Here is a 26810-nt window from a genome sequence, read left to right as displayed (position 1 = left end):
AATGTATACTGTTTAAAAAAAGGTGGATTCACAGCAATCTCAAAACATTATGACGATCAAACTGATGAAACGGGAGGAGGGTGCAAATGGATCAATTACAAACCATTATTTGTGAACGGCGTACATATTCACACCTTTATCACTCTCACACGCATACATATTGTCAATTTCTTTTCCCGCTCGAAGGTGATCTTGACCTCGAGACAGAAGAGCGGGAGGTCAATTTAAAACCCGATCAGCTCCAGTATATTCCGCCTGAGTGCGAACATCGGTTTCGTTCGCTCGGAAGAAATGAGTGTCTCGTTCTTGATATTCCGGCACATCTCATCAAAACAGAGGGACGATCAATTGTATCAGGTATTACCGCTGATCTTGATCCTTTTTGGACGTCCATTCGGTATTTGCTGACAGAAGAAGCGAAGCAGCAATCGGCACATTCACTGAACCTGCTCGTTCAATATATAGCTGAGAAAATGCGGAGCCATACGTATGATTCGATCGCTTATATCCACCGCAATTTATCAAAACCTCTCTCAATTAAAGAGCTCGCAGCCATTGAACATTACCATCCTGCCTATTATTCGGGCTGGTTTAAAAGGCAGACGGGGAAAACACCGCAAACGTATATTGCCGAACTGAGACTGAAGAAAGCGGAACAATTGCTAGCTGATACAAAAGGCCCGCTGACGGACATAAGTCAGGAAGTCGGTTTTCAAAATTTGTCTTCCTTTACCAGATGGTTTGTGAAAAACATGGGAATGACGCCGCGCGTATATAGAAATACCTTTTATACGGATAAATAAACCTGAAGATCGGTTAAACGAAGAGTGTCTTTTTTTTGTATCATAATAGAAAAAGGAGTTTATCGATATGGCAGTCATTGAAGATTTTATCAAACTTGATCTCAGAATCGGAACCATCGTAAAAGCGGAGACATTTCCGGAAGCAAAAGTTCCGGCCATTAAGATGACAATAGATTTTGGCGAAGAAATCGGCATGAAGCAATCCAGCGCCCAAATTACGAAGCGGTATGAGCCGAGTGATTTGACCGGCAGACAAGTCACCGCCATCGTCAATTTTCCGCCTCGGCGCATAGCCGGGTTTAAGTCAGAAGTCCTCGTACTCGGCGGGATGCCGGAAAAAGGAGACGTCGTGCTGCTTGCGCCCGAACAATCTGTCCCGAACGGAACAAAAATCGGATAATAAAAAAAGACGTTTGCCGAAGCAAACGTCTTTTGCGTATTGAGGCGATACACCACACGCCACATTCGTGTGCGCCGCAGAGGGCATGTGCATCGGCTTACACAATTCAGCTCATCGCTATATGAATATAGCATGCCGGGGGGAGTATTGCAAGAAAAATCGTCATATTTTGACGTAATCTGTTGAAATTAGGGTTGAATTACCGAATGACTATCTAATTGCAAGGAATAAATAGTTAAAATATGTGAGCGGGTATTTAGAAAAAGCATTTAAGTTCTATGTAACACCGTTATAAGGCTGCCAAAATAATCAGCCTGAAACCGAAGTTTCTATCTGCATTTGTTTTACGTTTTGATTTTTTGCGGGACAAATCTTTCTTATTCATGATTTGAAAACACTCCCGCGCTTTTGTTTCCGCCATCTTAACATGTTTTAAAAGAAAAGGAGAGAACCATTTTATTGATTGTCTCTCTTTTCTCCGTAGCTGGGCGGATAAGCGCCGAATTGACGTGAGTATAACATTGTCAATAATTGATCATGTCTCTGAACATGCGTTAAGATCTCATTCGTGGCCGCCAATTGCTGTTCCATGATCCGGCGCAGCTGTTCTATTTTATTTTTATTCATGCGGTCCAGCTGCCTTGAATAGTTGTAAAAAACCTGCGGATGCCAATACATCATATTCTTTTTCCCCCAATGTAAAGTCATTCGGAAACATGCTGAAGCAGAGAACGATCGATGTCTGCAATGGACTTGACCCCGGCGTTCATCATACTTATATCAATATCCTTTATAACATTGCTTATGACCCGTTTCACGCCCGAAGCGCCTGCGACAGCTAAGCCATATATATAGGTGCGTCCTAAAAAAACCGCCGATGCCCCAAGTGCGAGTGCTTTAATGATATCGCTGCCGCTGCGGATTCCGCTGTCCAAAAGGATGGGCATACGCCCCTGAACGGCTTCAGATATCTTTGGCAAAGCCTTGAGCGAAGCAATTTCCCCGTTCAGCTGCCTTCCCCCATGGTTGGAAACAATAATGCCATTTGCGCCACATTGTAAGGCCAATTCAGCATCCCTAGGATCGAGAATTCCTTTTAGCAGGATTGGAAGGTTTGTATGTTTTCGTAAGTAAGGAAGGTCATTCCAAGTTAAGGCCGGTTCATTAAAAATTTCTAAGAAAAAAGCAATAGCAGCTTTCATATCCTATTCGGGAGATTGCCGCAGCTTAGAACGAAAGACAGGATCTGACATGAAATTGGCTGTTCCTAAACCCGCTTTAGACGGAGAGTAGCCGTTGCGTATATCTCTCTCCCGCCACCCTTGTTCCGGGAGATCCAGGGTGACAACGATGGCTGAATACCCCGCTTTTTCTGCCCGCTGCACAAAACTGACCATGATATCCCGGTCTTTCGGCCAATACAGCTGAAACCAGCGAGGGGTATTACCTAAAACGCCCGCAACGTCTTCAATTGAATAAGATGAGTGTGTACTTAATATAAATGGGATCCCTGATTCAGCAGCTGCTTTTGCCGATCCCAAATCCGCATCGGGATGTGCAATCTCCTGTACACCGATCGGAGCCAGAAGAAATGGGGTAGGGAATGTTTGACCAAATAGGGATACGGTTAAATCCCGTGTCGATACATCTCTGAGTTTGCGGGGGCGGATGTTCCATTCAAAAAATGCTTCCCTGTTTGAGCGCATCGTATCTTCTGTACCTGCTCCGCCCGAGATATAACCAAATGGTCCATCAGTCAAAATCTGGCGCGCCCTGTACTCCCATTCGTCATGTGAGACGGGAAGCCGCTGAGAAGAAACTTGCCTGTCCCGCGAATGGAATCGGGCATACATTCGCTCATTGCTCATTCATCGAAACCCCCTCACTCATTTTTGCTATTATATGAAACTCGCCTAGTCGTTGTTCACGCTGTTGAAAAAACAAATCCTTCATGCTGAAAAACGGAGGGGAAGAGGGTAGAAGGTATAATCCGCGGCAGAAATGGTAATGGAGGAGGGGCATGTGCTCAGATCAATTACACTATCCCAAGAGAATCTTGAAAAAATGAGTCCTTTATTAACCAGGCGGTTTTTTCTCTATATCGCACATACATCTGGTTTTACGAATTCAGTATAGTTTGGCTCCTTGTGAAACATTTTCACACCGCCAGTAATCTTAAGCTGTATATAAAAATCTGATTAAAGCCAAGAAATGATTAACTGCTTGACCTTTTTTTAACCCCCATTGACATGAAAGTACGTACATGGCTGGTGATTGATGCTTGCTTCAATGTAACTTCCCGAAAAATGGATCAACCCCCATGTGTAATTATTCAAAACCAATTGCCTTGTTTTAATAAAGCCAACCTATAGCGTCATTTATTTTTGGGGAGTTTTGGGATTAATTCCTTTTTTAAAAGGATTGAATAGTATGAAAGAAAAGCTTTTTACATCAGTGCAGGGGGAGAGAAAATTGCCTGAAAATCATAATGGTATGGAAATTGGAATTTATTCATTAGCAGATTTATACCCAGATCCTCTAACAGGGAAAACAATCGGCGCAAAGCAGCGGACAGAAGAAATTATCAAGGCTGCAAAATTGGCTGACGAAGCAGGTCTGGATGTGTTTGGTATAGGTGAGCATCACCGTTTAGATTACGCAGTGTCTTCGCCGCCGGTCATCTTATCAGCCATTTCACAAATCACCAAAAAAATTAAGCTGACAAGTGCTACGACTGTATTATCCACCGTAGACCCTGTTCGTTTATTCGAGGATTTTGCAACACTTGATCTTATATCAAATGGGCGGGCTGAAATTATTGCGGGACGCGGGGCTTTTTTAGACTCATTCCCGCTTTTCGGATATGATGAAAATAATTCTAAGGAATTGTTTGCAGAACACATTGAGCTTTTTCTAAAGCTAAATAATAAGGAATCGGTTACCTGGAATGGACGTTATCGTCCGCCATTGAAGGCTGTAGAAATTTCTCCCCGCCCTGTTCAACAAAAAATTCCGGTATGGTTAGGTGTATCAGGGACTCCGGAAAGTGCAGAACGAGCCGGCAGCTTAGGGACCGGCTTAGCATTAGCCATACTTGACGGAGATCCAAACTTATATAAGCCGCTTGTTGACCGATACCGAGAATCAGCTGCTCAAACCGGTCATCCTCTGGAAAATTTGAAAGTTGCAGTTACCGGACACGCATTTATTTCAAAAACTAATCAGCAGGCAATAGAAGAATTTTACCCGTATCATTCAAATTATTGGTACCACCTCAATTGTTACCGCGGGGTTTCTGTGCCTATAACAAGAGCAGGTTTTGAACGGGCGTCTAGTAAAGAAACAGCCCTTTTTGTTGGAAGCCCGCAGCAGATCATCGAAAAAATCATGCGCCAATACGAGCTGTTCGGTCACCAGCGATTTATCGCGCAAATAGACATAGGCGGTATGCCATTTGAAAAAGTTGCCGAAAACATAGAACGATTGGCAACAGAAGTAGCACCGGTTATACGAAAAGAAACCAGGAAATGTAACGGCTGAATCACTAAGCCGCAAACCAAATCGAATCCTCAGATGTCAAATCAGGAAAAAAGTGGGGATAACCGCCAGTTTAGGAACAGCAAAGACGAGTTTGGGCAGGCTTTTACAGAGCAAAAACAGTTGATTACCTGCATCGCCATGGATATTTATGATACTGTTTGGTAAGTTTTACAAACGCAGCATTACAGTTACTTTACGAGGATGGTAATCAGCAGCTCAGTCTGTTTGAAAAGGATAATGAAAAGAAGAGAAAGCGTGGGTTTGTTATGGACGGAATAAGAAATAAATACGGCTCAAAGGCTATTTGGCGAGCTGAATCTTATACACCTTGAGGCACAGCATTCAGGTGGACATAAAAATAAAAAATACCCCCGAAAAGAAGGGGGATACATAAAACAATTACGCGGTTTGACCTCTTCAAGCTTCCATTATCGTCACTAAAAAATAAAAGTAGATGAAAATTTAAATTCCTTAAATGCGCTGAATTTGTTTACGGGCGGCTTCTTTCAGGTGACAATCGATTAAAGTAAAAATAAAAGTATTTCTTTAGTTAGAAGAAAGATAGCAGTGAATCAGCAAAACAGCGATTAACATGAAAAAACGCCATAAAAGTTTCTTATAGCGTCTATCCGAACAAGGAGGTATTGCTGACATGGCGGTGAGGGGAGGTCTTACTAGCCTAAATATGATGCCCCAATGATGATTAATAAGATGAACAGCACCACAATGAATACAAAGGAGTTACCATAACCACCTGAGTATCCCATATTATCAAACCTCCCCTGCGAGGATTAATACAAGTTATGCTAAAACGATATTTTTTGACAGGGCTGCTTGTCTAATTGATTTTAAAATGATTTGTTAGTCTATGACATTGAAGTCCATAAATTGTGATCATAACTGAAAAGGAAGGTGTTTACGATGCACACTTTTAACTGGTCAGAACATTATGATTGGTTCAATAAAGATCATAAAGAAGATCAGCAAGTGATGGCTCTGATTCGAGATGAGCTGACATACGATGAAGTAAAGCGGTTATATTCAAAAGGGTTTTATCTGAAATCAAAAGAGCGGAATCTGCCGATTAGTGAAAAAGAAATCCGGCATTTATTGTCGAAGGATGACAAATATGAGTAAAACAAAAAGCATTTTATATGCGGTGCTGACGGCCGGTGTTTTAACAGCCGTCTTTAACTTTGACGGAGAATCGATTCGTTTTGTCAGCGGGAATTTCGATTATTGTGCCGCTTTAATGGTTTGTATTTATTCTTTTTCTTCTAAAGCGTAAGTTAACCATTTACGCAATGCAGACTTCTGTCCGACCGCTCTGCTCCTTGAGATGTCAGGCACGGAAAAAGGTTTCATACAAACAAAACCGCCGGAAATTTAATCCGGCCGGTTTTTATCATCGAGCTTCTCCACTTGTACTTTGCCTGAGAAAAAGACAGCGCCTCCGCCCATATCAGATAATCGGTCGGGGGTCAGCGAATTGACAAGCTGTTTTTTATCATCCATGTCGGCCCAAAGGCCTTGGCTGACAACTACGCCGGGGAGGACCTGTTCTCCGACAGAAGCTGTCAATTCACACTCGCCGCGATTGTTCCAAATCCGGACGATTTCCCCATCTTCAATACCCCGTGAAGCAGCATCCTTAATATGAATAAAAATTTTCGGCGCTTTTTCAAGTTTTACGTGTTTTTCGTTATTCGAGAATGTCGAATTTAAGAAATTATGATTCGGCCCGGGCACAAACAGAAACGGGAAATCTTCATCTTTGTGCAGCGGAATATGCGTCGGCAGGGCCGGAAAGCCATCTTGCTTCATTTTTTCAGAATATAACTCAATTTTTCCGCTTGGTGTCGGAAGTTTACACGGGAAAAGCGGGTTTTCCCGATTTGCTCTCATGAAGGAATGATGAGAGAGTGAATTATAATCAATGTCCTCGATATACGGGTTTTCAGCAAAGTCTAATGCCTGTCTGATTAACTCCTCGTCAGAATCCCGCAGCTCTTGTTCGGTAAAGCCCATCGCTTCAGCCAACAAACGGAACACTTCCGTATTTGATTTGCTGTCTCCGTATCGTTCTATAACCGGCTTTTGAAGCTGAATAAAATGATGCCAGTAAGAAGTGTAGAAATCTGTATTTTCAAAAGCGGATGTCGCAGGGAGTACAATATCCGCATATTTAGCGGTCTCTGTTAAAAACAGGTCATGAACGACCACAAATAAATCCTCACGCAGCAGCGCTTTTCTGACCTTATTTGCTTCGGGCGCGACCACTGCGGGATTTGTTCCGTAAATAAACAGAGAGCGTACAGGCGGATCAGTTTCTAAAAGAACTCTCCCAAGCCTGTTCATATTAAACGATCGCGGTGTGCAGCCCTGAAGCAAGTCAGGACGCTGCAGCGCTTTTCTGTTATAGCCTAATACTGCACTGTTATGCTTGATTGCGCCCCCTCCGGCGTGCAGCCACTGTCCGGTAACAGCCGGCAGGCAGGAAACGGTGCGGACGATCATTCCGCCATTATCATGATGCTGAATGCCGTTTCCGATTCTGATCAGGGAAGGGGAGGTTTCTCCGTACATTCTCGCAAGCCGGCGGATATCGTCTGACTTGACGCCTGTAATGAAAGCGACTGTCTCCGGATCATACTGTTTGACGTGTTCTTTCAATTCTTCACTGCCGGCCGTGTATTCAGAAAGAAATGCTTCATCGTGCATGTTTTCTTTAAATAAAACATGCATCATACCGAGAGCGAGAGCGGCATCGGTGCCGGGACGAATGGGAATAAACCAATCGGCAAGGCGCCCGGTTTGGTTCTTATGTACGTCAATGACAACAATTTTCGCTCCATTTTTACGGGCTTTTTGAGCAATTGTCACCTGATGCATATTCGTGCTGACGGCATTGATTCCCCAAAATATAAACAGCTTTGCATGAATGGTTTCCTCAGGATCTGTTCCTATGCCGGCTCCCATCGTATAGTTGTAGCCTTCAGATCCAGCTTTGCTGCAGATCGTCCGTTCCAGATTGCTTGCGCCGAGACGGTGGAAAAAACGGCGGTCCATTCCTTCTGCCGCAAGTTTTCCCATGTTGCCGTAAAAGCTGTATGGAAGAATGCTTTCTGCTCCTTCTTTGTCCATCAGCTCTTTCCAGCGTGTACTGATGGTGCTGATGGCCTCGTCCCATGAAATAGGTTTAAATGCAGATTCCCCTTTCGCACCGACACGCTTTAACGGAGTGGATAAGCGCTTTTTATCATAAATGCGTTCGGCCATGTTTCTGACCTTGTTGCAAATATTTCCTGATGTGACAGGGTGATCGGGATCACCCTGTATTTTGATGATCTTGCCGTCTTTTTTTGTAACGAGCAAGCCGCATTGGTCCGGACAGTCTAACGAGCATACCGATTTAAAGACCCCGTTTGGTTGTTCGGCAAAAGAATTCATAGCCCATTTCTCCTCTTTTTGTATATTGTAAGCATTATAACATTTCGAAATTGAACGTCAATTTAGAAAGAAAGGTAAGACTTTTCTATGATGAGTTTATTCTTTTAAACAGACTGACAATTTCATCATTTTATTTTCTATCAAGAGAGGTGGAGGGACTGGCCCTATGAAACCTCGGCAACATTATTGTGCCAATTCCAGCAAGCGTATGCTTGAAAGATAGGAAAGAATGGTCTATACATATTTGTGCGCATAAAGCGGATAAAGACAGTATACGAATCTCTTTCCTTCTTCGGGAAAGAGATTTTTTTATGAAAAAATTCATGTGAAAAGGATGTTTTGCACCATGACGGTTTTAATTACCGCACCATATCACAAACAAGGGCTGAAGGAGCTGGAGGAAGTGTTTGGCAAGGCTGTGTACCGCCCTTGGAAAAAGCACCGCCGGGCCTATCGGGAAGACGAAGTAATCCGGCTGATGGCAGAGACGAATGCGACAGGGCTTATTACCGAACTTGACGACGTAACAGATCGTGTCATTAACGCATCGCCAGAGCTTGCCTTCATCGGCGTATGCAGAGGGATGCCGTCCAATGTCGATACAGCGGCAGCGACGAAAAGGGGAATCCCTGTTTTTTTCACCCCGGCCCGCAATGCTCAGGCAGTGGCTGAAATGTTTATCGGAAATGTCATCTCTTTTTTGCGGCACACGTACCCGTCAAATCAATGGCTGAAGGATGAAAAGTGGAACGGCGATTATTTACAGGCTTACGTCAAATTCAGAGGGGATGAACTGAGCGGAAAAACGGTGAGTCTGCTTGGATTCGGAGCCGTCGGCCAAAAAATCGCCGGGCTTTTGACCGCTTTTGACTGCAGGGTTTTGTACTGCGACCCTTTTGTTGATCATGAAAATCTACAGTATGAGAAAACATCGATCGAACGGGTATTTTCAGAAAGTGATATTGTGTCTGTTCACCTGCCGCGCACTGAAGAAACCATCGGGCTTATAGACGCCGGATATTTTGATTTGATGAAAAAGACGCCATTTTTGTCAATACATCAAGAGCCGCAGTGACAAACAGGGAAGATCTTTTGCATGTGCTTAAAGAATGCCGAATCAGAGGGGCGATACTTGACGTGTTCTATCACGAACCGCCTGAATCTTCTCGGTCAGCCGGAATCCAGCTTGAATCAAAAGAGGAGCTTCCTGTCATGATCAGGGAGAGCAGATCTTGCCGCCAAATTGATATGAAAAATCCCGTACCTTTTTCCGAATTTTCGCAACTGTTTTCTGCTTTCAAACAGAGGAAAGAAGAAAAAATCTACTACTATTACGCCAGTGCGGGTGGAGTTTATCCCATTGATATTTTTGTCTATATCAAACCGAAGTGGTTATTCGACTTTGTTCCATCAACCCAAGGACGACAATAGAAGAAATGCTCCGAATCATGATTAAAATCAAAGCATTGGCAGAGGAAGTAAGCACATCGTACAACATCTTACATACGAGTAAGTAGTCGAGATCAAAATGAAAGTCGCCAAGTTCAACCGGACTGAAAAAAACGGTATATCTTTTGGACGTCAAGAAATTTATTGAAGCTTATAAAAGTTGGAGAAATAAGGAGATTACGGCTGTACAGGCGATGAAAGAAGCAAATTTTAAAAAGACGACACTTCTATAAACACTGGTGAAGGAATATAAAAAATCCACCCCAAAACGAAAAAAACGAGCCGAATTCGCATAAATAACTGTAGAAAAATTTCGTTTTGAAGGTAATTCAAAATAATAGCTTGATGGGCATGCGGCAGGGCCCTATTGAATAAGTTGCGCAAAGTGCTGTATTTGTTCTTGTAACGATTGTTTATTTTCTCTGAATTGCTTAAAGCGATGTCCGTTTGCGCCGGACGGATGCGGAAAGCCGCGCAGGAGCATCGCCTGCTTCAGCCTGCTGTGTTCTTTTAGTGTAAGGCAAACAGATTCGGCGGCTTTGCCGAGAGGGATGAGCAGGATATGCCTTTTAAGCGTTTCAATTTCAGCGGGGAAGCACTCAAACGCATATCTGCTGAGAAGAGCTGATTGGCTGATAGCTGGCCGATGCCCTGTATAGTTTTTGTGCTGATAAAAAACGGGGTGCTTAATGACGGATGTCGTATGAAGCAGCTCCCGTTTCGTATTGAATAATTGGGATGAATCCTCAATGTGAAGCACGGCCGGCAGACCGCATTCATCAAGCATTCCGATGATATGCTGTCTCATTGACCCGGAAAGCCCGGCCGCTTTTTTTGTCTCTATTGCCATTGTCTCCAGAGGCTCGCCGCTTTTTAAAAGTCGTGCTGCTGTGTCGTAAGCTCTTTGCATCTGTGAAAAACCGGGTGTAATTCCGGCAATGACAATCACTGCACGGGGATTAATATATTCATTATGGGGGGGAATAATACATGTCCAGTTCTCCGTCCCTGAAAAGATGGAAAGACGGAGTCAGCAAATCTGACTTTGTAAATGGCCCTGAAGATGAAAGTGCTTTAAGCCGCATCAAAAAATGCGCAAGCCGCTTGCGGTCGCAAATCATGTTATCCCTCCCGAAACAAAGCAATCCCTTCTATTGTAAACAAAAAGGCGGATCACATGCAGGGTTATGATCCGCTCTTTCCGGCATTCCAAAGCATTTTCAGGACGTGAGGCGTTCCTTTTACCTCAGCGGCAGTCTGCTGAATGGCCGTTTTTTTGATGAAAATATCCTCCTGCAGCTCTTTTTGCTTTTGCGATAACAAGCCGGCCTCTGTTTTGATCTCTTCAATGGCCGTTTGCATGGTGCCTGCTGTTTTGTTCATCTTTTTTAAAGCCGGGTCCATTTTCTTCTTGCAGCGCATGGCGGATACACCTGAATAAATCAGTGCAGCGGCTGTCACAGTTAAACTTGCATAATAAGATGATGATCATCTGCTCACTCCTTTTTTCTCTTTTTACCCTATCAAAAGGATTTGAATCGTTTTATTTGCGAATTGTTTTTTTTCTGCTTATAATGTGAAATCGTACATAAGGACAATCAGAAAGGGTGATAGACATGGAAAGCTTACAGAACAAAACGGCTCTGATTACGGGTGCGGGACGAGGAATCGGGCGCGCCGCCGCTATTGCTTTGGCAAAAGAAGGAGTCAATATCGGTTTAATCGGCCGGACTGAGGCAAATGTCGAAAAGGTTGCAGAAGAAGTGAAGGCTCTCGGAGTGAAGGCTTCCTTTGCTGCTGCCGACGTGAAAAATCAAAAAGAGGCAGAGCAAGCTGTCGCAGCTGTAAAAAATGAACTGGGTGCTGTTGATATTCTCATCAATAATGCGGGAATCAGCAAATTCGGCGGATTTTTAGATCTGTCGCCTGAAGAGTGGGAAGAGATCATTCAGGTCAACTTAATGGGTGTATATCATGTGACCCGTGCCGTTCTTCCTGAAATGATTGAGAGAAAAACAGGAGATATTATTAATATTTCCTCTACAGCAGGCCAAAAAGGCGCACCTGTTACAAGTGCTTACAGCGCTTCAAAATTCGCCGTTCTCGGCTTGACTGAATCTCTCATGCAGGAGGTCAGAAAGCACAATATCCGTGTAAGCGCACTGACGCCAAGCACTGTTGCCAGTGACATGTCAATTGAATTAAATCTGACAGACGGCAATCCTGAAAAAGTAATGCAGCCGGAAGACCTTGCAGAATACATGGTGGCTCAATTGAAATTACATCCGCGCATCTTTATTAAAACTGCAGGTTTATGGTCAACAAATCCTTAATGAGAAGAGGCCTGTCTTAATGACAGGTCTTTTTTTATTGGAATCGAATTTTTCCATTTTTACTTCTGAGCGAAGAAAATGTTAATAGATCAAAAGATTCATTTTTCTTAATATCCGAAATGTAAGATTGAATATCGGCACAATCAGGTTATAATTAAACTAAATAAACCATGTACCAAATGTTCATTATCTCGTTTTTTTCCCTTCTATCCATAAAAACCTCTAGATCTAAATAAAACTGATACAGCCTTTAAAAAGGGAAACAGGCATCTATAGAGAATATTTAGTACATGGAATTATTTGTTAGACGGAAGGAGGTGCACATTTTGAAAGAAGAAAAAAGAAGCTCCACCGGTTTTTTAGTCAAGCAACGGGCCTTTTTAAAGCTCTACATGATTACAATGACAGAGCAGGAACGGCTTTACGGGCTCAAGCTTCTGGAGGTGCTGCGTTCTGAATTTAAAGCAATCGGTTTTAAGCCGAATCATACCGAAGTTTATCGCTCGCTCCATGAACTTTTAGATGACGGCATATTAAAGCAGATAAAAGTCAAAAAAGAAGGAGCTAAGCTGCAGGAGGTCGTTCTCTATCAATTTAAAGACTATGAAGCTGCGAAGCTCTACAAAAAACAGCTGAAGGTTGAGCTTGACCGCTGCAAAAAGCTGATTGAAAAAGCCCTATCCGATAATTTTTAATCAGCGCAGAACACACCCGGACCGGGATTGTGCGGTGTGTTCTGTGATTCATTATACATAATAGCAGGCAGGGGACAATACATATCAATAAAACTTCAAACTTGACATCACCTCCTGAAGTGGTAACATGTAAAACGTGTGAAAAATACGAACAAAAATGCGAACGAAGGAGATGTTACCGATCTTAGATCAAAAGAAAGTTGCTTTTATCGGAGCAGGATCAATGGCTGAAGGAATGATAGCAGGCATGGTCCGTGCCAAAAAAATTCCCAATCAAAACATCTGCGTGACAAACCGCTGTAATACAGAGCGTCTGGCTGAACTTGAACATCAATACGGAATTCAAGGCGTCACTTTTGACAGCATGAAAACCGAAGACATTGATGTATTTATTTTAGCCATGAAGCCGAAAGATGCTGAAAACGCTCTGGCAACGCTGAAAACGCGTATTCAACCCCACCAATTAATCCTGTCGGTTCTGGCCGGCATAACAACCTCATTTATACAACAATCATTGCATGATCAACAGCCGGTTGTCAGGGTGATGCCAAACACCTCCAGCATGATCGGCGAATCGGCAACAGCCGCGGCGTTCGGAGACCATGTGCCTGACAGCTCGGCGAAAATCGCTGTATCCCTGCTTGAATGCCTGGGTGAAGTGTATGTGATCAAAGAAAACCAAATGGATATTTTCACCGGCATCGCCGGCAGCGGACCGGCTTACTTTTATTATTTAATGGAGTTTATCGAAAAAGCGGGGGAAGAAGCCGGTTTAGACAAACGGCTGTCCCGGCAGATCGGAGCGCAAACATTATTAGGCGCGGCTAAAATGCTGATGGAGACGGGAGAAAAGCCAAATGTGTTAAGAGAAAACATTACCTCTCCAAACGGCACGACGGCAGCAGGCCTCAATGCGCTCCGTTCAGAAGGCGGCGGGGAAGCCATCGCCAAAGCCATTAAACACGCGGCCGAACGTTCTGCAGAAATCAGCAAAACGATAGAAAAAACAGCATCAACACTACAATAAGAGAAAACAGGAGTGATACAGTGACGCCTCGGCCCAAGATGAAAAGAGTCGTTGTAAAAATCGGCAGCAGCTCACTGACGAGCCTGCACGGAGAAATCAGCAGAAGGAAATTAGAAGCATTGGTGGATCAAATTGCACAGCTGAAAGACAGCGGCTATGAAGTGATTTTAGTATCCTCCGGCGCGGTTGCCGCAGGCTATCGCAAGCTAGGATTTATACAAAAGCCGGAAAGCCTTCCTGAAAAGCAGGCGTCGGCTTCAATCGGCCAAGGGTTATTAATGGAGGCTTATTCAAAATTGTTTTTAGCGCACGGTTATGTAGCCTCTCAAATTTTAATCACCAGAAGCGACTTTTCCGATGAGTATCGCTACCACAATGTCCGCAATACGATGAATGTCCTTTTGGAACGCGGCATCATTCCAATTATTAACGAAAATGACACCGTCACCGTCAACCGTTTGAAGTTCGGCGATAACGATACGCTGGCTGCAAAAGTGGCCGGTTTAATTGATGCCGACATGCTTGCGATTTTATCAGACATTGACGGACTATATGACGATAATCCGCGCAGCAATCCGAAAGCAAAAAGAGTGAAACATGTGAGTGACATTACGCCTGAGATTGAAGCAAGCGCGAAGGAAGCCGGGAGTGAAATGGGTACGGGCGGCATGCGTTCTAAGCTCGACGCTTTTAAAATCGTCATGGCCTCCGGAATTAAAGGCTTTCTCGGGCAGGCAAACGCTCCTGACATTTTAATTCAAGCGGTCGAAGAAGCCGCTGAAGGAACTTACTTTGAAGCGGAAGGAACACTTCCGTTAAACCATAAAGAACAATGGATCGCGTTTAATTCCGGCCCGGAAGGCGAAATTGTGATGGAAAAAGAAAGCAGCCGCCATGTAACAAATGGAAATGTTGCTTTATCGCCGAAAGACATTGATGAAATTAAAGGAAAATTCAGCAGCGGGGCGGTTGTCAGGCTGCTGGATCAACAGGGCGAGGAGCTTGGACTCGGCATTGTCAATTATTCTTCAGCCCAGCTGCAGACATTAAAAGAAACGCCTCACAAACAAGCGGAGCAATCAATTATTGATCCTGAAGCGTTTGTCTGCCACGTTGAACTGTCTATACCGATCTGCTGACCCAATATAGAAAGAAAGACAAAGAAACCCGAAGCTTCCGTTTGGAAGCTCGGGTTCGTTTTTTATTTATATTGCTCAAGTGTTGAGAAAAATTGAATGACAAAATGATAAAAATCGTTCGCAGACGGAGCCAGTTCTCTGTTTTTTGGTTTAATAATGCCTACAGTCCGTTTCACTTGGGGAAATTCAATCGGGATCTTGACCGTAAATCGGGGAGTGGATTCTGCAAAGGTGCTTTCGGGTAATAAAGTAACCCCCATCCCTGCGGATACTAATCCTTTAATTGCGTCTAAATCCTCGCCCTCTGTCGACACAAGCGGTGCAAAGCCCGCCTGTTTGCATGCATCAATCGCCATATTACGGAGAATAAATCCGTCAGGGAACAAAACGAATTGATCGTTACGCAGATCAATTAAATGAATATTTTTTTGTTTGGCGAGCGGATGATTGATCGGAACAAGCGCGTAAATTTTTTCTGTGAATAGTATATTGCCTGTTATGTCCGGAAAATCCGTCGGAACAGGGCCGAGCAGCGCGGCGTCGATATCTCTGTTTCTTACCGCTTCAATTAAAAACTTATAAGACCCTTGGCGCAGTAAAAATTCAACGTTCGGATATTCCTCTTTGAAGGCGGATATCACCGTCGGCAACAGCTGGCTGGCAAGGCTCGTGGGAAAGCCGATTTTGACGGTTCCTCGGTTTGGGTCCAGATATTCATCAATTTGTTCCTTCGCGTAATCAATCGCTTTCATCGCCGTTTTGACGTACTCTAAAAATTGCTTGCCGATCGGCGTCAGCTTAATATTTCTGCCTTCCCGTTCAAACAAAGTAACCTTCAGTTCTTCTTCAAGATTTGCAATCTGCCTGCTGATGGCGGATTGAGCGACATGCAGATGATCAGCCGCTTCTGACACATGTTCTCTTTCGGCTACCTCCATAAAATACCGAAGCTGGCGCAATTCCATTTACGTTTCACACCTATCTATCTCATTTTGAGATGTATTTGATCTAAATTATATATTGTTTATATTGTTTTGAAAACTTACAATGAATTTAGAGTTGTCAGATTTTATGATCGGTAATTAACGGAAACTGATCGGGGGAGAGGAATTATGACTTACAATCAAATGCCAAAAGCTCAAGGTCTCTACCGTCCGGAATTTGAGCATGATGCGTGCGGAATCGGCTTGTATGCCCACCTAAAAGGGGAGCCTTCACATGACATTGTCAAAAAAGGACTGAAGATGCTTTGCCAGCTAGACCACAGAGGAGGTCAGGGCAGTGATCCGAACACGGGTGACGGCGCTGGCTTAATGGTTCAAATCCCTGATGCTTTTTTAAAAAAAGAGTGCGGAGAAATGAAACTGCCGGAAAAAGGGCGTTACGGGGTAGGAATGGTCTTTTTCTCGCAAAATGAAGAGGAAAGAAAAAAAATCGAAAAACAGGTTAATACATTAATTGAACAAGAAGGGCAAACCGTTCTCGGATGGAGAACCGTGCCTGTTAATGTCGGAAAAATCGGAACAGTGGCACAAAACACTTGCCCGTATGTCCGTCAAATATTTATCGGTGCCAGCGTCGATTTAAAAGACAGCCTTGCTTTTGAACGAAAGCTGTACGTCATCCGGAAACAGGCGGAAAATTGGGGCGCAGCAGAGCAGCTCGATTTTTACTTCGCAAGCCTGTCAAGCCAGACGATTGTATATAAGGGTTTGTTAACGCCTGAGCAGGTCGACGCGTTTTATTTGGATTTGCAGGATGAAGCATTTGTATCTGCATTTTCACTCGTGCATTCACGATTCAGCACGAATACATTCCCTACATGGGAAAGAGCGCATCCAAACCGCTATCTCATTCATAATGGAGAAATCAACACGCTCCGAGGCAATATCAATTGGATGAAAGCAAGAGAGCAGCAGTTCGTATCGGAAAGCTTCGGAGATGACCTTCAAAAAGTTCTGCCGATTTTGAATGCCGACGGCAGTGACTCATCCATACTCGATAACGCTTTTGAATTTTTCGTCATGGCGGGACGGAAGCCGGCGCACACGGCAATGATGCTGATCCCTGAACCGTGGACGGAAAACACCCATATGTCAAAAGCGAAAAGAGCTTTTTACGAATATCACAGCTCTTTAATGGAACCGTGGGACGGACCGACCGCCATTTCATTTACGGACGGAAAACAAATCGGCGCCATCCTTGATCGAAATGGCCTTCGGCCGGCGCGCTACTATGTGACAAAAGACGATCATATTATTTTCTCATCCGAGGTCGGCGTCATTGAAACAGAGCAAGAGAACATCCTGCAAAAAAAACGTCTTGAGCCTGGGAAAATGCTGTTAATTGATCTCGAGGAAGGCCGGATTATTTCTGATGAGGAAGTAAAAACAGAAATCGCCAATGAATTCCCGTATCAAAAATGGCTTGAGGAAGAATTGGTTCAAGTGAATCCTGACCCGGAAATCCGGGAAGAAGAGCAGTTCGCAGATCTTCTCGTCCGCCAAAAAGCATTCGGCTATACGTATGAAGACATCCAGAAATATTTGATTCCCGTTATGAAAGAGGGAAAGGACCCGCTCGGCTCAATGGGAAATGACGCGCCGCTTGCCGTGTTATCAGACCGCGCCCAATCATTGTTTAATTACTTTAAACAGCTGTTTGCGCAAGTCACAAACCCGCCGATTGACGCGATCCGTGAGCAGCTTGTGACATCAACGGTGACATGGCTCGGGGCGGAAGGCGATCTCCTTCACCCTAGTGAAAGGAATGCCCGCCGCATTAAGCTGTACACTCCTGTATTATCGAATGAGCAGTTTTATGCACTTAAAACGATTGTCCACCCTGACGTAAAGAGCGAGAACATTCATATGCTGTTTTCTGACGATCTTGAGAAAGGCTTACAGGATTTGTTTGATCAAGCGGAAAAAGCGATTAATCAAGGTGTGTCCCTTTTAATTTTGTCTGACAAAGCAATGACTGAGGAATTGACGCCGATCCCTCCGTTACTGGCTGTCAGCGCGCTGCATCAGCACTTGATCCGCCAAGGCCTGCGGACAAAAGCGAGCATTATCGTTGAATCAGGCGAAGCGCGTGAAGTTCATCACTTTGCCGCTCTCATCGGTTATGGGGCAGATGCGGTAAATCCATATTTGACATATGCCACATACAAGCAGGAAATTGATGAAGGACGGCTCGACATTAATTATGAGGAAGCCGTCAGCAAATACGGTAAAAGTATTACCGAAGGCGTCGTCAAAGTTATGTCAAAAATGGGAATTTCCACAGTTCAGAGCTACAGAGGCGCCCAAATTTTTGAAGCCGTCGGCATCAGTCGGGACGTCATCGGCCAATACTTCACGGGTACGGCATCCCAGCTTGGCGGTATCGGCATCGAAACGATTGCAGAAGAAGCAAAGCAGCGCCATCAAGCGGCATACAAGGGTGATTACAGTAAAACGCTTGATTCAGGAAGTGAATTCCAATGGAGAAACGGAGGAGAGCATCACGCTTTCAACCCGAAAACCATTCATACCTTACAATGGGCGTGCCGGAAAAATGATTACAGCCTGTTTAAACAATACTCTCACGCAGCAGATGAAGAACGGATCGGATTTTTACGCAATCTGTTCGCCTTCCAGGAAGATCGCAAGCCTTTAAGAGTGGAGGAAGTGGAGTCTGCTGCATCAATCGTTAAGCGTTTCAAAACAGGAGCCATGTCATTTGGTTCATTAAGCAAGGAAGCTCACGAAGCATTGGCGATTGCGATGAACCGCCTTGGCGGAAAAAGCAACAGCGGGGAAGGCGGAGAAGATCCGAAACGATTTGTCCCTGATGAAAACGGTGATGACAGAAGAAGTGCGATTAAACAAATCGCATCCGCCCGTTTTGGTGTGAAAAGCCATTACCTCGTCAATGCGGATGAATTGCAAATTAAAATGGCGCAAGGGGCAAAGCCTGGAGAAGGCGGCCAGCTTCCGGGCAATAAAGTATACCCTTGGGTAGCGGATGTCCGCGGTTCAACACCGGGAGTCGGACTGATTTCACCGCCTCCTCACCATGACATTTATTCAATTGAGGATTTGGCTCAGCTCATCCACGATTTGAAAAATGCGAACCGGGATGCGCGAATCAGTGTCAAGCTGGTATCGAAAGCAGGCGTCGGCACCATTGCCGCCGGAGTCGCAAAAGGTACGGCAGATGTCATTGTCGTCAGCGGTTATGATGGGGGAACGGGCGCTTCGCCGAAAACGAGCATTAAGCATACAGGCCTTCCCTGGGAGCTCGGCCTTGCAGAAGCTCACCAAACACTGATGTTAAACGGTTTGCGGGAACGCGTCGTGTTAGAAACAGACGGTAAGCTGATGACAGGGCGCGACGTGGTTATGGCTGCCTTGCTTGGCGCAGAAGAATTCGGATTTGCAACAGCGCCGCTCGTTGTTCTTGGCTGTGTCATGATGCGCGCGTGCCATTTGGATACTTGCCCGGTAGGCGTCGCTACACAAAATCCGGAGCTTCGCAAAAAATTCATGGGCGACCCTGATCACATCGTGAACTACATGCTGTTTGTTGCTGAAGAAGTGCGTGAATATATGGCGCAGTTAGGCTTTAAGACATTTGATGAGATGATTGGACGGACTGATGTTCTTCATGTCAGCGAACGGGCAAAAGCACATTGGAAAGCCGGTCAGCTTGATTTATCTACGCTGTTGTATCAGCCTGAAGGCGTCCGGACTTTCCATACGGCGCAAAATCATAAAATTGATCAGTCCCTTGATATGACGGCCATTTTACCGTCAGTAAAAGAGGCGATTGAAGCCGGTAAAGAAGCGGAAGTTGAAATAAAGATTAATAATACAAACCGTGTAGCCGGAACCATGACAGGAAGTGAAATTTCAAAACGCTACGGAGCGGAAGGACTTCCTGATGATACAATCAAACTTCATTTCACGGGATCAGCCGGGCAAAGCTTCGGGGCATTCGTTCCTAAAGGAATGACGCTTCATTTGAACGGGGATTCAAATGACTACGTAGGAAAAGGGCTTTCCGGCGGGAAAATCATCGTCAAAGCACCTGATGCGTTTAACTGTGAAACACAGGATAATGTCATTATCGGAAACGTAGCCTTTTATGGTGCGACAAGCGGAGAAGCCTATATTAACGGGCGTGCCGGAGAACGTTTTGCGGTCCGCAACAGCGGAGTCAATGTCGTTGTTGAAGGGATCGGAGACCACGGCTGTGAATACATGACAGGCGGCCGGGTTGTCGTTCTCGGAGAAGTCGGCAAAAACTTCGGAGCGGGTATGTCAGGCGGAATTGCATACGTATTGGCTGATGACGCCAAAGCGTTTAAACGAAAATGCAACCTTGAAATGATTTCATTTGAAAAACTGACGGATGAGACAGAGATTCAAGAGGTTAAAGCGATGGTCGAAAAGCATGCGGCGCTGACAAACAGTCAAAAAGCGGCAAGCCTGCTGGATCATTGGGATGAAACCGTCCAAACCTTTATCAAAATCATTCCGACAAACTATAAACAAATGCTCCTCAGCATCGAAGAACAAAAAGCGGCGGGCTTATCAGAAGAAGACGCGATTATGTATGCCTTTGAAGCCAACACAAAACAGGCAAAACAAGCGCCGTCCCAAGGTCAAAAACAAGCGGTAGTACAGTAAGAAAGGGGAGAAGAACATGGGGAAACCAACTGGATTTATGGAAGAAAAACGAGAAAAACCGGCTGAGCGGGACCCTCTCACTCGCTTAAAGGATTGGAAAGAATATTCGGCTCCGTTTTCAGAAGAAGCGTCAAAACGGCAGGGGGCGCGGTGTATGGATTGCGGCACACCGTTTTGCCAAATCGGCGCAGATATAAACGGCTATACATCCGGGTGCCCGATTTATAACGTAATACCTGAATGGAATGATCTCGTGTACCGGGGGCGCTGGAAAGAAGCCTTGGAGCGTCTCCTTAAAACGAATAACTTCCCGGAATTCACAGGGAGGGTCTGTCCCGCTCCTTGTGAAGGCTCTTGTACGCTGGCTATTTCAGATCCAGCCGTTTCCATCAAAAATATTGAACGGACAATCATTGATAAAGGCTTTGAAAACGGATGGATTCAGCCGCGAATTCCCGCAAAGCGCACAGGAAAAAGAATCGCTATTGTCGGCTCAGGCCCCGCAGGTCTTGCAAGCGCCGATCAGCTGAACCAAGCGGGTCATTCTGTGACGGTGTACGAGCGCGCTGACAGAGCAGGCGGTCTGTTAATGTACGGAATTCCGAGCATGAAACTTGATAAGGACATCGTCGAACGCCGCATTAAGCTGCTGACGCAGGAAGGCATTGATTTTGTGACAAACACAGAAATCGGCGTCGACATTACAGCCGATGAGCTGAAAGAACGCTATGATGCCGTTATTCTTTGCACAGGCGCCCAAAAACAGCGCAACCTTTTGATTGAAGGCCGGGAAGCAAAAGGCGTCCACTATGCCATGGATTACTTAACATTAGCCACCAAAAGCTATTTAGATTCTAATTTCAAAGACAAACAATTTATCGACGCTAAAGGTAAAGACGTCATCGTTATCGGCGGCGGAGACACAGGGGCTGACTGCGTAGCTACCGCGTTGCGTCAAAAAGCGCGCAGCGTGCATCAGTTCGGCAAGCACCCTAAGCTTCCTCAGGCACGCACGAATGAAAATATGTGGCCTGAACAGCCGCACGTCTTCACATTGGAATATGCATATGAAGAGGCGCAAGCGAAGTTTGGAAAAGACCCTAGAGAATATTCAATCCAAACGACAAAAATGGTTACTGATAAACAAGGACGCTTAAAAGAACTTCATACGATCCAAATGGAGAAAGTCAGAAATGAGCACGGAAAATATGAGTTCCGCGAGATTCCTGGAACCGAAAAGGTATGGCTTGCACAGCTTGTCTTCATCGCCATCGGTTTTGAAGGCACCGAACAACCGTTATTGAAACAGTTTGGCGTTGATTCAGCAAATCAAAAAATTAATGCAGCTTATGGGGAATATAAAACAAATGTTGACGGGGTTTTTGCCGCAGGGGATGCAAGAAGAGGCCAAAGCTTAATTGTATGGGCAATTAATGAAGGCCGTGAAGCGGCGCGAGAAGTGGACAGTTATTTAATGGGGAGCACTGTTTTACCGTAAATAAAGGGGTTTATTTATAAAACCGGCTGATACCAGCCGGTTTTTTGCGTGAAAACGAAACCTCTTTCTCACTTATTGGTCATGTAAGGTTTAAAGTGTAAATGGAAGATGTCAAACTCCTCTTCATTCTATTCATCAAAGATAAATCCGAGGTTTCCGAATTGCTGTCCCTGCTTCATCTTGGAAAATGCTTCAGCAGCTTGCCCGAGAGGATACATATGATCAATAACGGGATGAATTTTATGAAGCTCTATAAATTCAATCATTTCCGCAAACTCCTCACTGCTCCCCATCGACGTGCCGAGGATGTTGATTTGCGGGAAGAACAATGAACGGACCGGAAAGTCAATATGATCGCCTGAGCTGGCACCGAAGGTTACAATTCGCCCATTCGGCTTTATGACATCGAAATAACTTTGAAACAAGGCGGGGCCTACACTGTCAAGAATGATATCAGCTTTTTTGCCTTTCAGCGCTCCTGTCCAATCTCCATAACTGTCTATTGCGCAATCCGCTCCATAAGCCAGAGCGGATTGCTTTTTCTGTTCACTGCGGGATGTGACGCTGACAGCCGCTCCGATCGCTTTTGCCATTAACAAGGCGTACGTTGCGACACCGCTTCCGATACCGGGGAGAAGAAGGTGTTCCCCTTTTTTTAGCTGCCCCTTTGTAAATAACGCGCGATAAGCGGTTAATGCTGATAACGGCAGCACGCCGGCTTCTTCCCAGGAAAGGCGGGCGGGCTTTTGGACGGTATTTTCCGCCGGAATGATCACATACGGAGAAAAAGTTCCATCTGCAGGACCTCCTAAAATGGCGGGAACTTGCGGTACATCATGAATCGTTTTCCAATTCAGCACAGGATTTATGATGACCTCTTTATGAAGCAGATATGAAGGAACGCCTTCACCTGTTTCTGTAATGATTCCCGCTCCGTCTGAACCGAGAATAAATTCAGGATCCCCTTTTTTATGTTGTTTCAGTAAAAACAAATCGCGGTGATTTAATCCAGCTGTTTTCAGTTTCACTTTTACTTCTCCGTGCCCGGGCTGTCTGTCAGGCACCTGTCTGAAATCAAATCCATTTTCGTGTATGATAAGGGCATTCATTATTCTTTTCTCCTTTATTATTGATGAGAAAAATTGTACAGGCTGTTTCAATTTAAGTGAAATATCTAATATTGATGGCTGGTTATCAATAAAAATCATAGCAAGAAGGTGCCCTTATATGGAAAGCGGAGACTTAAAGGTGTTTCAGGCTGTCGCTAGAGAAGGAAGCATTTCTAAAGCGGCGAAAAGCCTGCACTATGTTCAAACAAATGTAACAAATCGTATTCAGCAGCTGGAACGGCAATTAAACACGCAGCTTTTTTACAGGACGAACAGGGGAATAAAGCTTACAGCCGCAGGTGAAAGTTTATTAAAAGACGCAGACCGGATACTTCAGTTGCTTCACCAAGCACAAACATCTGCACAGTTAACCGATCTTCCGAAGGGGCCGCTCCGGGTCGGTTCGCTTGAAACGGCAGCAGCCGTTCATCTCCCTAAGTTTTTCGCAGCCTATTATGAGCGCTATCCGGAAGTAAATCTTTCATTGTCTACAGGTGATACGCACACCTTGGTGCAAAACGTTCTGCACTATGAATTAGACGGCGCTTTTGTATATGGGCCGGTTGTTCATGAAGATCTTAAGCAAATCGCTGTTTTTCAAGAGGAATTGGTTTTGGTCTCAAATGAACGGGAAAGCGCTTTGCAGAACAAGCTGCAGAAGCCGATTCTGTTTTTGGCCGCAGGCTGTTCACACCGCCAAAAAATAAAAAGCTTTCTTGAAGAAGAGGGAATTACTACTGATAAAATCATAGAATTCGGAACGTTAGAAGCCATTATAGGAGCTGTGGCAGCAGGGATGGGCGTTTCTTTTTTACCTGCATCAGCATGCCGTTATTTTAAAAACAGAGAGAACATTTATCTCCATGAGCTGCCTTCAGGCTTTCGAAATATGAATATATCGTTTATATACAGGCGTGATTTATTTCTGACAGCGGCATTTGAAAAAATGCGGGTCGAATTGGAGGGAATAAGTGTTTTTGAAAAGATGCGGGAATAGATATAAAGCTGCCTATGCCCGCAGTTTCAAATAATGAGGCGGCTTGGTTATAAATTACCTGTCTGAATCGATTCTGTTGTGTTATTACAGTTATAACCATTAGGATAAAAATTGAAGTTTTGTAAATTGTAGCTTTGATATTCATTTGTGTAGTTACGTTACACTTTTTAATATTTTTTCACTTCCTAAGCACCCCCTAATATTTTCAAACATGTTCATTATAACCTATTTTACAAATTATGGTACGCGATTTTAAGTTCATATTTTTCGAGAAATCTTTCCTTTAGAGAAAGTTAAATAGTTTATAAGATTCCTCAAAAGTCGTGCAGTATTAAAAGGTAGTTTTGAGTCGGTGAAAATTCCGATGTATTTTTTTGAGAAGTCTTTCTTTTCAAGGATAATTATGTATAATAAGATAAAGATTTCAAATGAAAATGCTTTTTAATGGGAAAATAAAATGTAAAATTGCGATGATAAGGACATGAGTCATTCTAACCGGCATCAGAGAGGGGGGGCACGGCTGAGACCTTCCCGGCACGAAGACTGACTTACCGCCTATTGAGCTGTGTTGGTGAACTGACAGTAGCCGATACCGTACAGCCACGTTACGGCAAAAATGAGCCGTCACTTCAGTGTGGCGGGAATTTGGGTGGAACCGCGGGTCTGACACACACTCGTCCCTTCTTTAGGGATGGGTGTGTTTTTTTATTTATTATAAATAAAGGAGAGTCGAACCGTGAACCAGGAATACATTGTTATCACATTTCCGGACGGAAATCAAAAAGAGTATCCTAAAGGCGTAACGTTAGAGGAGATTGCGCAATCAATCAGCCTGAGTGTAAAAAAGACTTCAGCAATAGGCAAGGTAAACGGATTACTGTATGACCTTAAGCGGAGTATTTGTGAGGACGCAGCGATTGAGCTGTGCAGCTTACAATCAGAAGCAGGTCTGGAGGTCATGAGACATACAGCCGCCCATGTATTAGCGCAAGCCGTAAAACGGCTGTATAAAGATGTCCATTTAGGGATCGGCCCTGTTATCGACAATGGGTTTTATTATGATTTCAATATGAAAGATACCGTAACTGAGCAAGACTTGGCGGCAATTGAGAAAGAGATGAACCGTATTATTTCAGAACAGCCGGACATGATCCGTGAAGAAATCTCCCGGGAAAAAGCAAAAGAAATGTTTGCTCATGATCCGCTTAAGCTTGAGCTTTTAGAAGAAATTCCGCATGAAGAGACAGTGAGTATTTACCGTCAGGGCGAATTTACCGATCTATGCCGCGGTCCGCACTTGCCCTCTGCCGGTTTCATTAAAGCTTTTTCTCTTACGCATGTGTCAGGCGCTTATTGGCGCGGCGACAGCAATCGTAAAGTGCTGCAGCGCATCTACGGAACGGCATTTGCGTCAAAAAAAGAACTGAAACAGCATTTTCAGCTCATAAAGGAGGCAGAAAAGAGAAATCATCGAAAATTGGGAGCGGAATTAGACCTTTTTATGTTTTCAGAAGAAGCGCCCGGCATGCCTTTTTATTTGCCAAACGGGCAGTTTATCCGGAATACGCTTGAATCGTTTTTGCGGAATTTACAGGACTCCTATCATTATCAGGAAGTGCGGACACCTATGATGATGAATCAGCGGCTTTGGGAACGATCGGGTCATTGGGATCATTATAAGGAAAATATGTATTTTTCTGATGTCGACCATCAGCGCTTTGCGTTAAAACCGATGAACTGCCCCGGCCATATGCTGATGTTTAAAGATAAGCTTCGTTCCTATCGCGATCTTCCGATTCGGATAGCGGAGTTCGGACAGGTGCATCGCCATGAATTCAGCGGAGCGCTGAACGGTTTGCTGCGTGTAAGATCTTTTTGCCAGGATGACGCGCACATTTTTGTAACGCCGAATCAAATTGAGGCAGAAATAGCATCAGCGCTGCAGATAATAGATGAAGTCTACAGTACGTTTGATTTTTCCTATGATGTCGAGCTGTCAACAAGACCTGATCACCATATGGGAAGTGAAGAGCTATGGGATCAGGCTGAAGGCGCATTAGAAAATGTCTTAAAAAAACTAGGTTACGATTATCATGTGAATCAGGGAGATGGAGCGTTTTATGGTCCGAAAATCGACATTCACATAAAAGATGCCCTGAATCGAAGCCATCAGTGCGCAACCGTGCAGCTGGATTTTCAAATGCCGGAAAAATTTGATTTAACATATATCGATGAAGAAAACCAAAAAGTACGGCCTGTCGTGATTCACCGCGCCGTATTCGGTTCTCTTGACAGATTTCTCGGCATTATCATTGAACATTTCGGAGGTGCGTTTCCGTTATGGCTGGCGCCGGTTCAAGTGAAAATCATTCCTGTCTCACACGCTGTCCATCAAGAGTATGCAGAAGAGGTGCAGCTGCATTTAAAGAAAAGGAATATCCGGGCGGAGCTGGATGTGCGCGATGAAAAACTCGGCTATAAGATCAGAGAGGCACAAATGAAGAAGATTCCGTATCTTGCAGTTGTAGGGGATCGGGAGCGCGGCCATCAATCTGTCCATGTAAGACAATACGGAAAAGAATCGTCATTTGAAGTGAAGCTGGCAGATTTCATTTCACAAATCAAGGATGAGACTGATCGAAAAACACTGCTTCAGGAAAAATAACATTGACATATCGTAAATTCACGATATAAT

General features: G+C 44.4%; 18 protein-coding genes, 6 pseudogenes and 1 riboswitch. Of the genes and pseudogenes, 16 read left to right on the top strand and 8 right to left on the bottom strand.

The window, feature by feature from the left end:
- Positions 1 to 86 precede the first annotated feature (86 nt).
- Both AXI59_RS17485 and csaA read left to right on the top strand, forming a co-directional pair.
- On the top strand, positions 87 to 803 hold the full coding sequence (locus AXI59_RS17485) for an AraC family transcriptional regulator (RefSeq protein ID WP_061528849.1): 717 nt from the start codon (positions 87 to 89) through the stop codon (positions 801 to 803).
- Positions 804 to 870: 67 nt separating this feature from the next.
- Positions 871 to 1203: a chaperone CsaA gene (gene csaA / locus AXI59_RS17480; protein WP_061521116.1), complete on the top strand. Its 333-nt coding sequence runs from the start codon at positions 871 to 873 to the stop codon at positions 1201 to 1203.
- A gap of 456 nt (positions 1204 to 1659) precedes the next feature.
- On the opposite strand, the gene AXI59_RS17475 is transcribed toward csaA, so the two are convergent.
- Positions 1660 to 1884, bottom strand: a complete 225-nt coding sequence (locus AXI59_RS17475) for a hypothetical protein (protein WP_229976871.1) — start codon at positions 1882 to 1884, stop codon at positions 1660 to 1662.
- Between the two features lie 23 nt (positions 1885 to 1907).
- A pseudogene (locus AXI59_RS17470) lies at positions 1908 to 3056 on the bottom strand (alpha-hydroxy-acid oxidizing protein).
- A 577-nt stretch (positions 3057 to 3633) separates the two neighbouring features.
- Here AXI59_RS17470 and AXI59_RS17465 point away from each other — a divergent pair.
- Together AXI59_RS17465 and AXI59_RS20935 are read left to right on the top strand one after the other, a co-directional pair.
- Positions 3634 to 4743 carry an LLM class flavin-dependent oxidoreductase gene (locus AXI59_RS17465; protein WP_061521118.1) on the top strand — a complete coding sequence of 370 codons (1110 nt, stop codon included), beginning with the start codon at positions 3634 to 3636 and terminating at the stop codon, positions 4741 to 4743.
- A 200-nt stretch (positions 4744 to 4943) separates the two neighbouring features.
- Positions 4944 to 5075 (top strand): annotated as a pseudogene (locus tag AXI59_RS20935) (hypothetical protein); the annotation flags it as partial.
- A 342-nt stretch (positions 5076 to 5417) separates the two neighbouring features.
- Here the strand turns inward: AXI59_RS20935 and AXI59_RS19565 are convergent.
- Positions 5418 to 5510: a YjcZ family sporulation protein gene (locus tag AXI59_RS19565; protein WP_082791804.1), complete on the bottom strand. Its 93-nt coding sequence runs from the start codon at positions 5508 to 5510 to the stop codon at positions 5418 to 5420.
- A gap of 154 nt (positions 5511 to 5664) precedes the next feature.
- Between AXI59_RS19565 and AXI59_RS17460 the strand changes: the two genes are divergently transcribed.
- Both AXI59_RS17460 and AXI59_RS19875 read left to right on the top strand, forming a co-directional pair.
- On the top strand, positions 5665 to 5880 hold the full coding sequence (locus AXI59_RS17460; RefSeq protein ID WP_061528848.1) for a hypothetical protein: 216 nt from the start codon (positions 5665 to 5667) through the stop codon (positions 5878 to 5880).
- Complete coding sequence (locus AXI59_RS19875) at positions 5873 to 6031, top strand: hypothetical protein (RefSeq protein WP_156476318.1); 159 nt, start codon at positions 5873 to 5875, stop codon at positions 6029 to 6031. Before AXI59_RS17460 ends, AXI59_RS19875 begins: the two co-directional genes overlap by 8 nt.
- 98 nt (positions 6032 to 6129) lie before the next feature.
- On the opposite strand, the gene AXI59_RS17455 is transcribed toward AXI59_RS19875, so the two are convergent.
- The gene (locus AXI59_RS17455; protein WP_061528847.1) at positions 6130 to 8193 is read right to left on the bottom strand and encodes a molybdopterin oxidoreductase family protein; all 2064 of its coding nucleotides are present in this window, start codon (positions 8191 to 8193) and stop codon (positions 6130 to 6132) included.
- 134 nt (positions 8194 to 8327) lie between these two features.
- Positions 8328 to 8419, top strand: a riboswitch (SAM riboswitch).
- A gap of 120 nt (positions 8420 to 8539) precedes the next feature.
- Between AXI59_RS17455 and AXI59_RS17450 the strand changes: the two are divergent.
- A pseudogene (locus tag AXI59_RS17450) lies at positions 8540 to 9360 on the top strand (NAD(P)-dependent oxidoreductase); the annotation flags it as partial.
- A pseudogene (locus AXI59_RS20095) lies at positions 9355 to 9594 on the top strand (SagB/ThcOx family dehydrogenase); the annotation flags it as partial. The pseudogenes AXI59_RS17450 and AXI59_RS20095, both read left to right, overlap by 6 nt.
- A gap of 412 nt (positions 9595 to 10006) precedes the next feature.
- On the opposite strand, the pseudogene AXI59_RS17445 reads toward AXI59_RS20095, so the two are convergent.
- Positions 10007 to 10763: pseudogene (locus AXI59_RS17445) on the bottom strand (hypothetical protein).
- Between the two features lie 64 nt (positions 10764 to 10827).
- Positions 10828 to 11134: pseudogene (locus AXI59_RS17440) on the bottom strand (hypothetical protein).
- A gap of 124 nt (positions 11135 to 11258) precedes the next feature.
- Between AXI59_RS17440 and AXI59_RS17435 the strand changes: the two are divergent.
- The 4 genes from AXI59_RS17435 to proB all read left to right on the top strand — a co-directional run bounded on the left by AXI59_RS17435 (position 11259) and on the right by proB (position 14836).
- Positions 11259 to 11975 carry a 3-ketoacyl-ACP reductase gene (locus AXI59_RS17435; RefSeq protein ID WP_061521123.1) on the top strand — a complete coding sequence of 239 codons (717 nt, stop codon included), beginning with the start codon at positions 11259 to 11261 and terminating at the stop codon, positions 11973 to 11975.
- 326 nt (positions 11976 to 12301) lie between these two features.
- Positions 12302 to 12670, top strand: a complete 369-nt coding sequence (gene rtp / locus AXI59_RS17430) for a replication termination protein (protein ID WP_082791803.1) — start codon at positions 12302 to 12304, stop codon at positions 12668 to 12670.
- Positions 12671 to 12815: 145 nt separating this feature from the next.
- A complete protein-coding gene (gene proC, locus AXI59_RS17425) occupies positions 12816 to 13697 on the top strand; it encodes a pyrroline-5-carboxylate reductase (RefSeq protein ID WP_156476317.1) in 882 nt (293 codons plus the stop codon).
- Between the two features lie 20 nt (positions 13698 to 13717).
- Positions 13718 to 14836, top strand: a complete 1119-nt coding sequence (gene proB, locus AXI59_RS17420) for a glutamate 5-kinase (RefSeq protein ID WP_061528845.1) — start codon at positions 13718 to 13720, stop codon at positions 14834 to 14836.
- Positions 14837 to 14898: 62 nt separating this feature from the next.
- On the opposite strand, the gene gltC is transcribed toward proB, so the two are convergent.
- Positions 14899 to 15801, bottom strand: a complete 903-nt coding sequence (gene gltC / locus AXI59_RS17415) for a glutamate biosynthesis transcriptional regulator GltC (protein WP_061528844.1) — start codon at positions 15799 to 15801, stop codon at positions 14899 to 14901.
- Positions 15802 to 15948: 147 nt separating this feature from the next.
- Between gltC and gltB the strand changes: the two genes are divergently transcribed.
- Together gltB and gltD are read left to right on the top strand one after the other, a co-directional pair.
- A complete protein-coding gene (gltB, locus tag AXI59_RS17410; RefSeq protein ID WP_061528843.1) occupies positions 15949 to 20511 on the top strand; it encodes a glutamate synthase large subunit in 4563 nt (1520 codons plus the stop codon).
- A gap of 16 nt (positions 20512 to 20527) precedes the next feature.
- Positions 20528 to 22009 (top strand): glutamate synthase small subunit, encoded by a 1482-nt coding sequence (gene gltD, locus AXI59_RS17405; RefSeq protein ID WP_061528842.1) that lies wholly within the window; start codon positions 20528 to 20530, stop codon positions 22007 to 22009.
- A 128-nt stretch (positions 22010 to 22137) separates the two neighbouring features.
- Here gltD and AXI59_RS17400 read toward each other — a convergent pair whose 3' ends face one another.
- Complete coding sequence (locus AXI59_RS17400) at positions 22138 to 23118, bottom strand: zinc-binding dehydrogenase (RefSeq protein ID WP_061528841.1); 981 nt, start codon at positions 23116 to 23118, stop codon at positions 22138 to 22140.
- Positions 23119 to 23236: 118 nt separating this feature from the next.
- Between AXI59_RS17400 and AXI59_RS17395 the strand changes: the two genes are divergently transcribed.
- Both AXI59_RS17395 and thrS read left to right on the top strand, forming a co-directional pair.
- On the top strand, positions 23237 to 24115 hold the full coding sequence (locus AXI59_RS17395; protein WP_061521130.1) for a LysR family transcriptional regulator: 879 nt from the start codon (positions 23237 to 23239) through the stop codon (positions 24113 to 24115).
- A gap of 736 nt (positions 24116 to 24851) precedes the next feature.
- On the top strand, positions 24852 to 26780 hold the full coding sequence (thrS, locus tag AXI59_RS17390; RefSeq protein WP_061528840.1) for a threonine--tRNA ligase: 1929 nt from the start codon (positions 24852 to 24854) through the stop codon (positions 26778 to 26780).
- The last annotated feature ends 30 nt before the right edge of the window (positions 26781 to 26810 follow it).

The organism is Bacillus nakamurai, from assembly GCF_001584325.1.
GTDB classification, from domain to species: Bacteria; Bacillota; Bacilli; order Bacillales; family Bacillaceae; genus Bacillus; species Bacillus nakamurai.
The sequence above is the reverse complement of the archived record's forward strand: the minus strand, read 5'-3'. Positions and strand labels throughout refer to the sequence as shown.

Coding starts and splice junctions, on each gene's coding strand:
- AXI59_RS19565 (WP_082791804.1), bottom strand. CDS start 5,510: ATGGGATACTCAGGTGGTTATGGTAACTCCTTTGTATTCATTGTGGTG.
- gltB (WP_061528843.1), top strand. CDS start 15,949: ATGACTTACAATCAAATGCCAAAAGCTCAAGGTCTCTACCGTCCGGAA.
- AXI59_RS17400 (WP_061528841.1), bottom strand. CDS start 23,118: ATGAATGCCCTTATCATACACGAAAATGGATTTGATTTCAGACAGGTG.
- AXI59_RS17485 (WP_061528849.1), top strand. CDS start 87: ATGGATCAATTACAAACCATTATTTGTGAACGGCGTACATATTCACAC.
- AXI59_RS19875 (WP_156476318.1), top strand. CDS start 5,873: ATGAGTAAAACAAAAAGCATTTTATATGCGGTGCTGACGGCCGGTGTT.
- AXI59_RS17465 (WP_061521118.1), top strand. CDS start 3,634: ATGAAAGAAAAGCTTTTTACATCAGTGCAGGGGGAGAGAAAATTGCCT.
- AXI59_RS17455 (WP_061528847.1), bottom strand. CDS start 8,193: ATGAATTCTTTTGCCGAACAACCAAACGGGGTCTTTAAATCGGTATGC.
- AXI59_RS17460 (WP_061528848.1), top strand. CDS start 5,665: ATGCACACTTTTAACTGGTCAGAACATTATGATTGGTTCAATAAAGAT.
- csaA (WP_061521116.1), top strand. CDS start 871: ATGGCAGTCATTGAAGATTTTATCAAACTTGATCTCAGAATCGGAACC.
- AXI59_RS17475 (WP_229976871.1), bottom strand. CDS start 1,884: ATGATGTATTGGCATCCGCAGGTTTTTTACAACTATTCAAGGCAGCTG.
- gltD (WP_061528842.1), top strand. CDS start 20,528: ATGGGGAAACCAACTGGATTTATGGAAGAAAAACGAGAAAAACCGGCT.
- gltC (WP_061528844.1), bottom strand. CDS start 15,801: ATGGAATTGCGCCAGCTTCGGTATTTTATGGAGGTAGCCGAAAGAGAA.
- AXI59_RS17395 (WP_061521130.1), top strand. CDS start 23,237: ATGGAAAGCGGAGACTTAAAGGTGTTTCAGGCTGTCGCTAGAGAAGGA.
- AXI59_RS17435 (WP_061521123.1), top strand. CDS start 11,259: ATGGAAAGCTTACAGAACAAAACGGCTCTGATTACGGGTGCGGGACGA.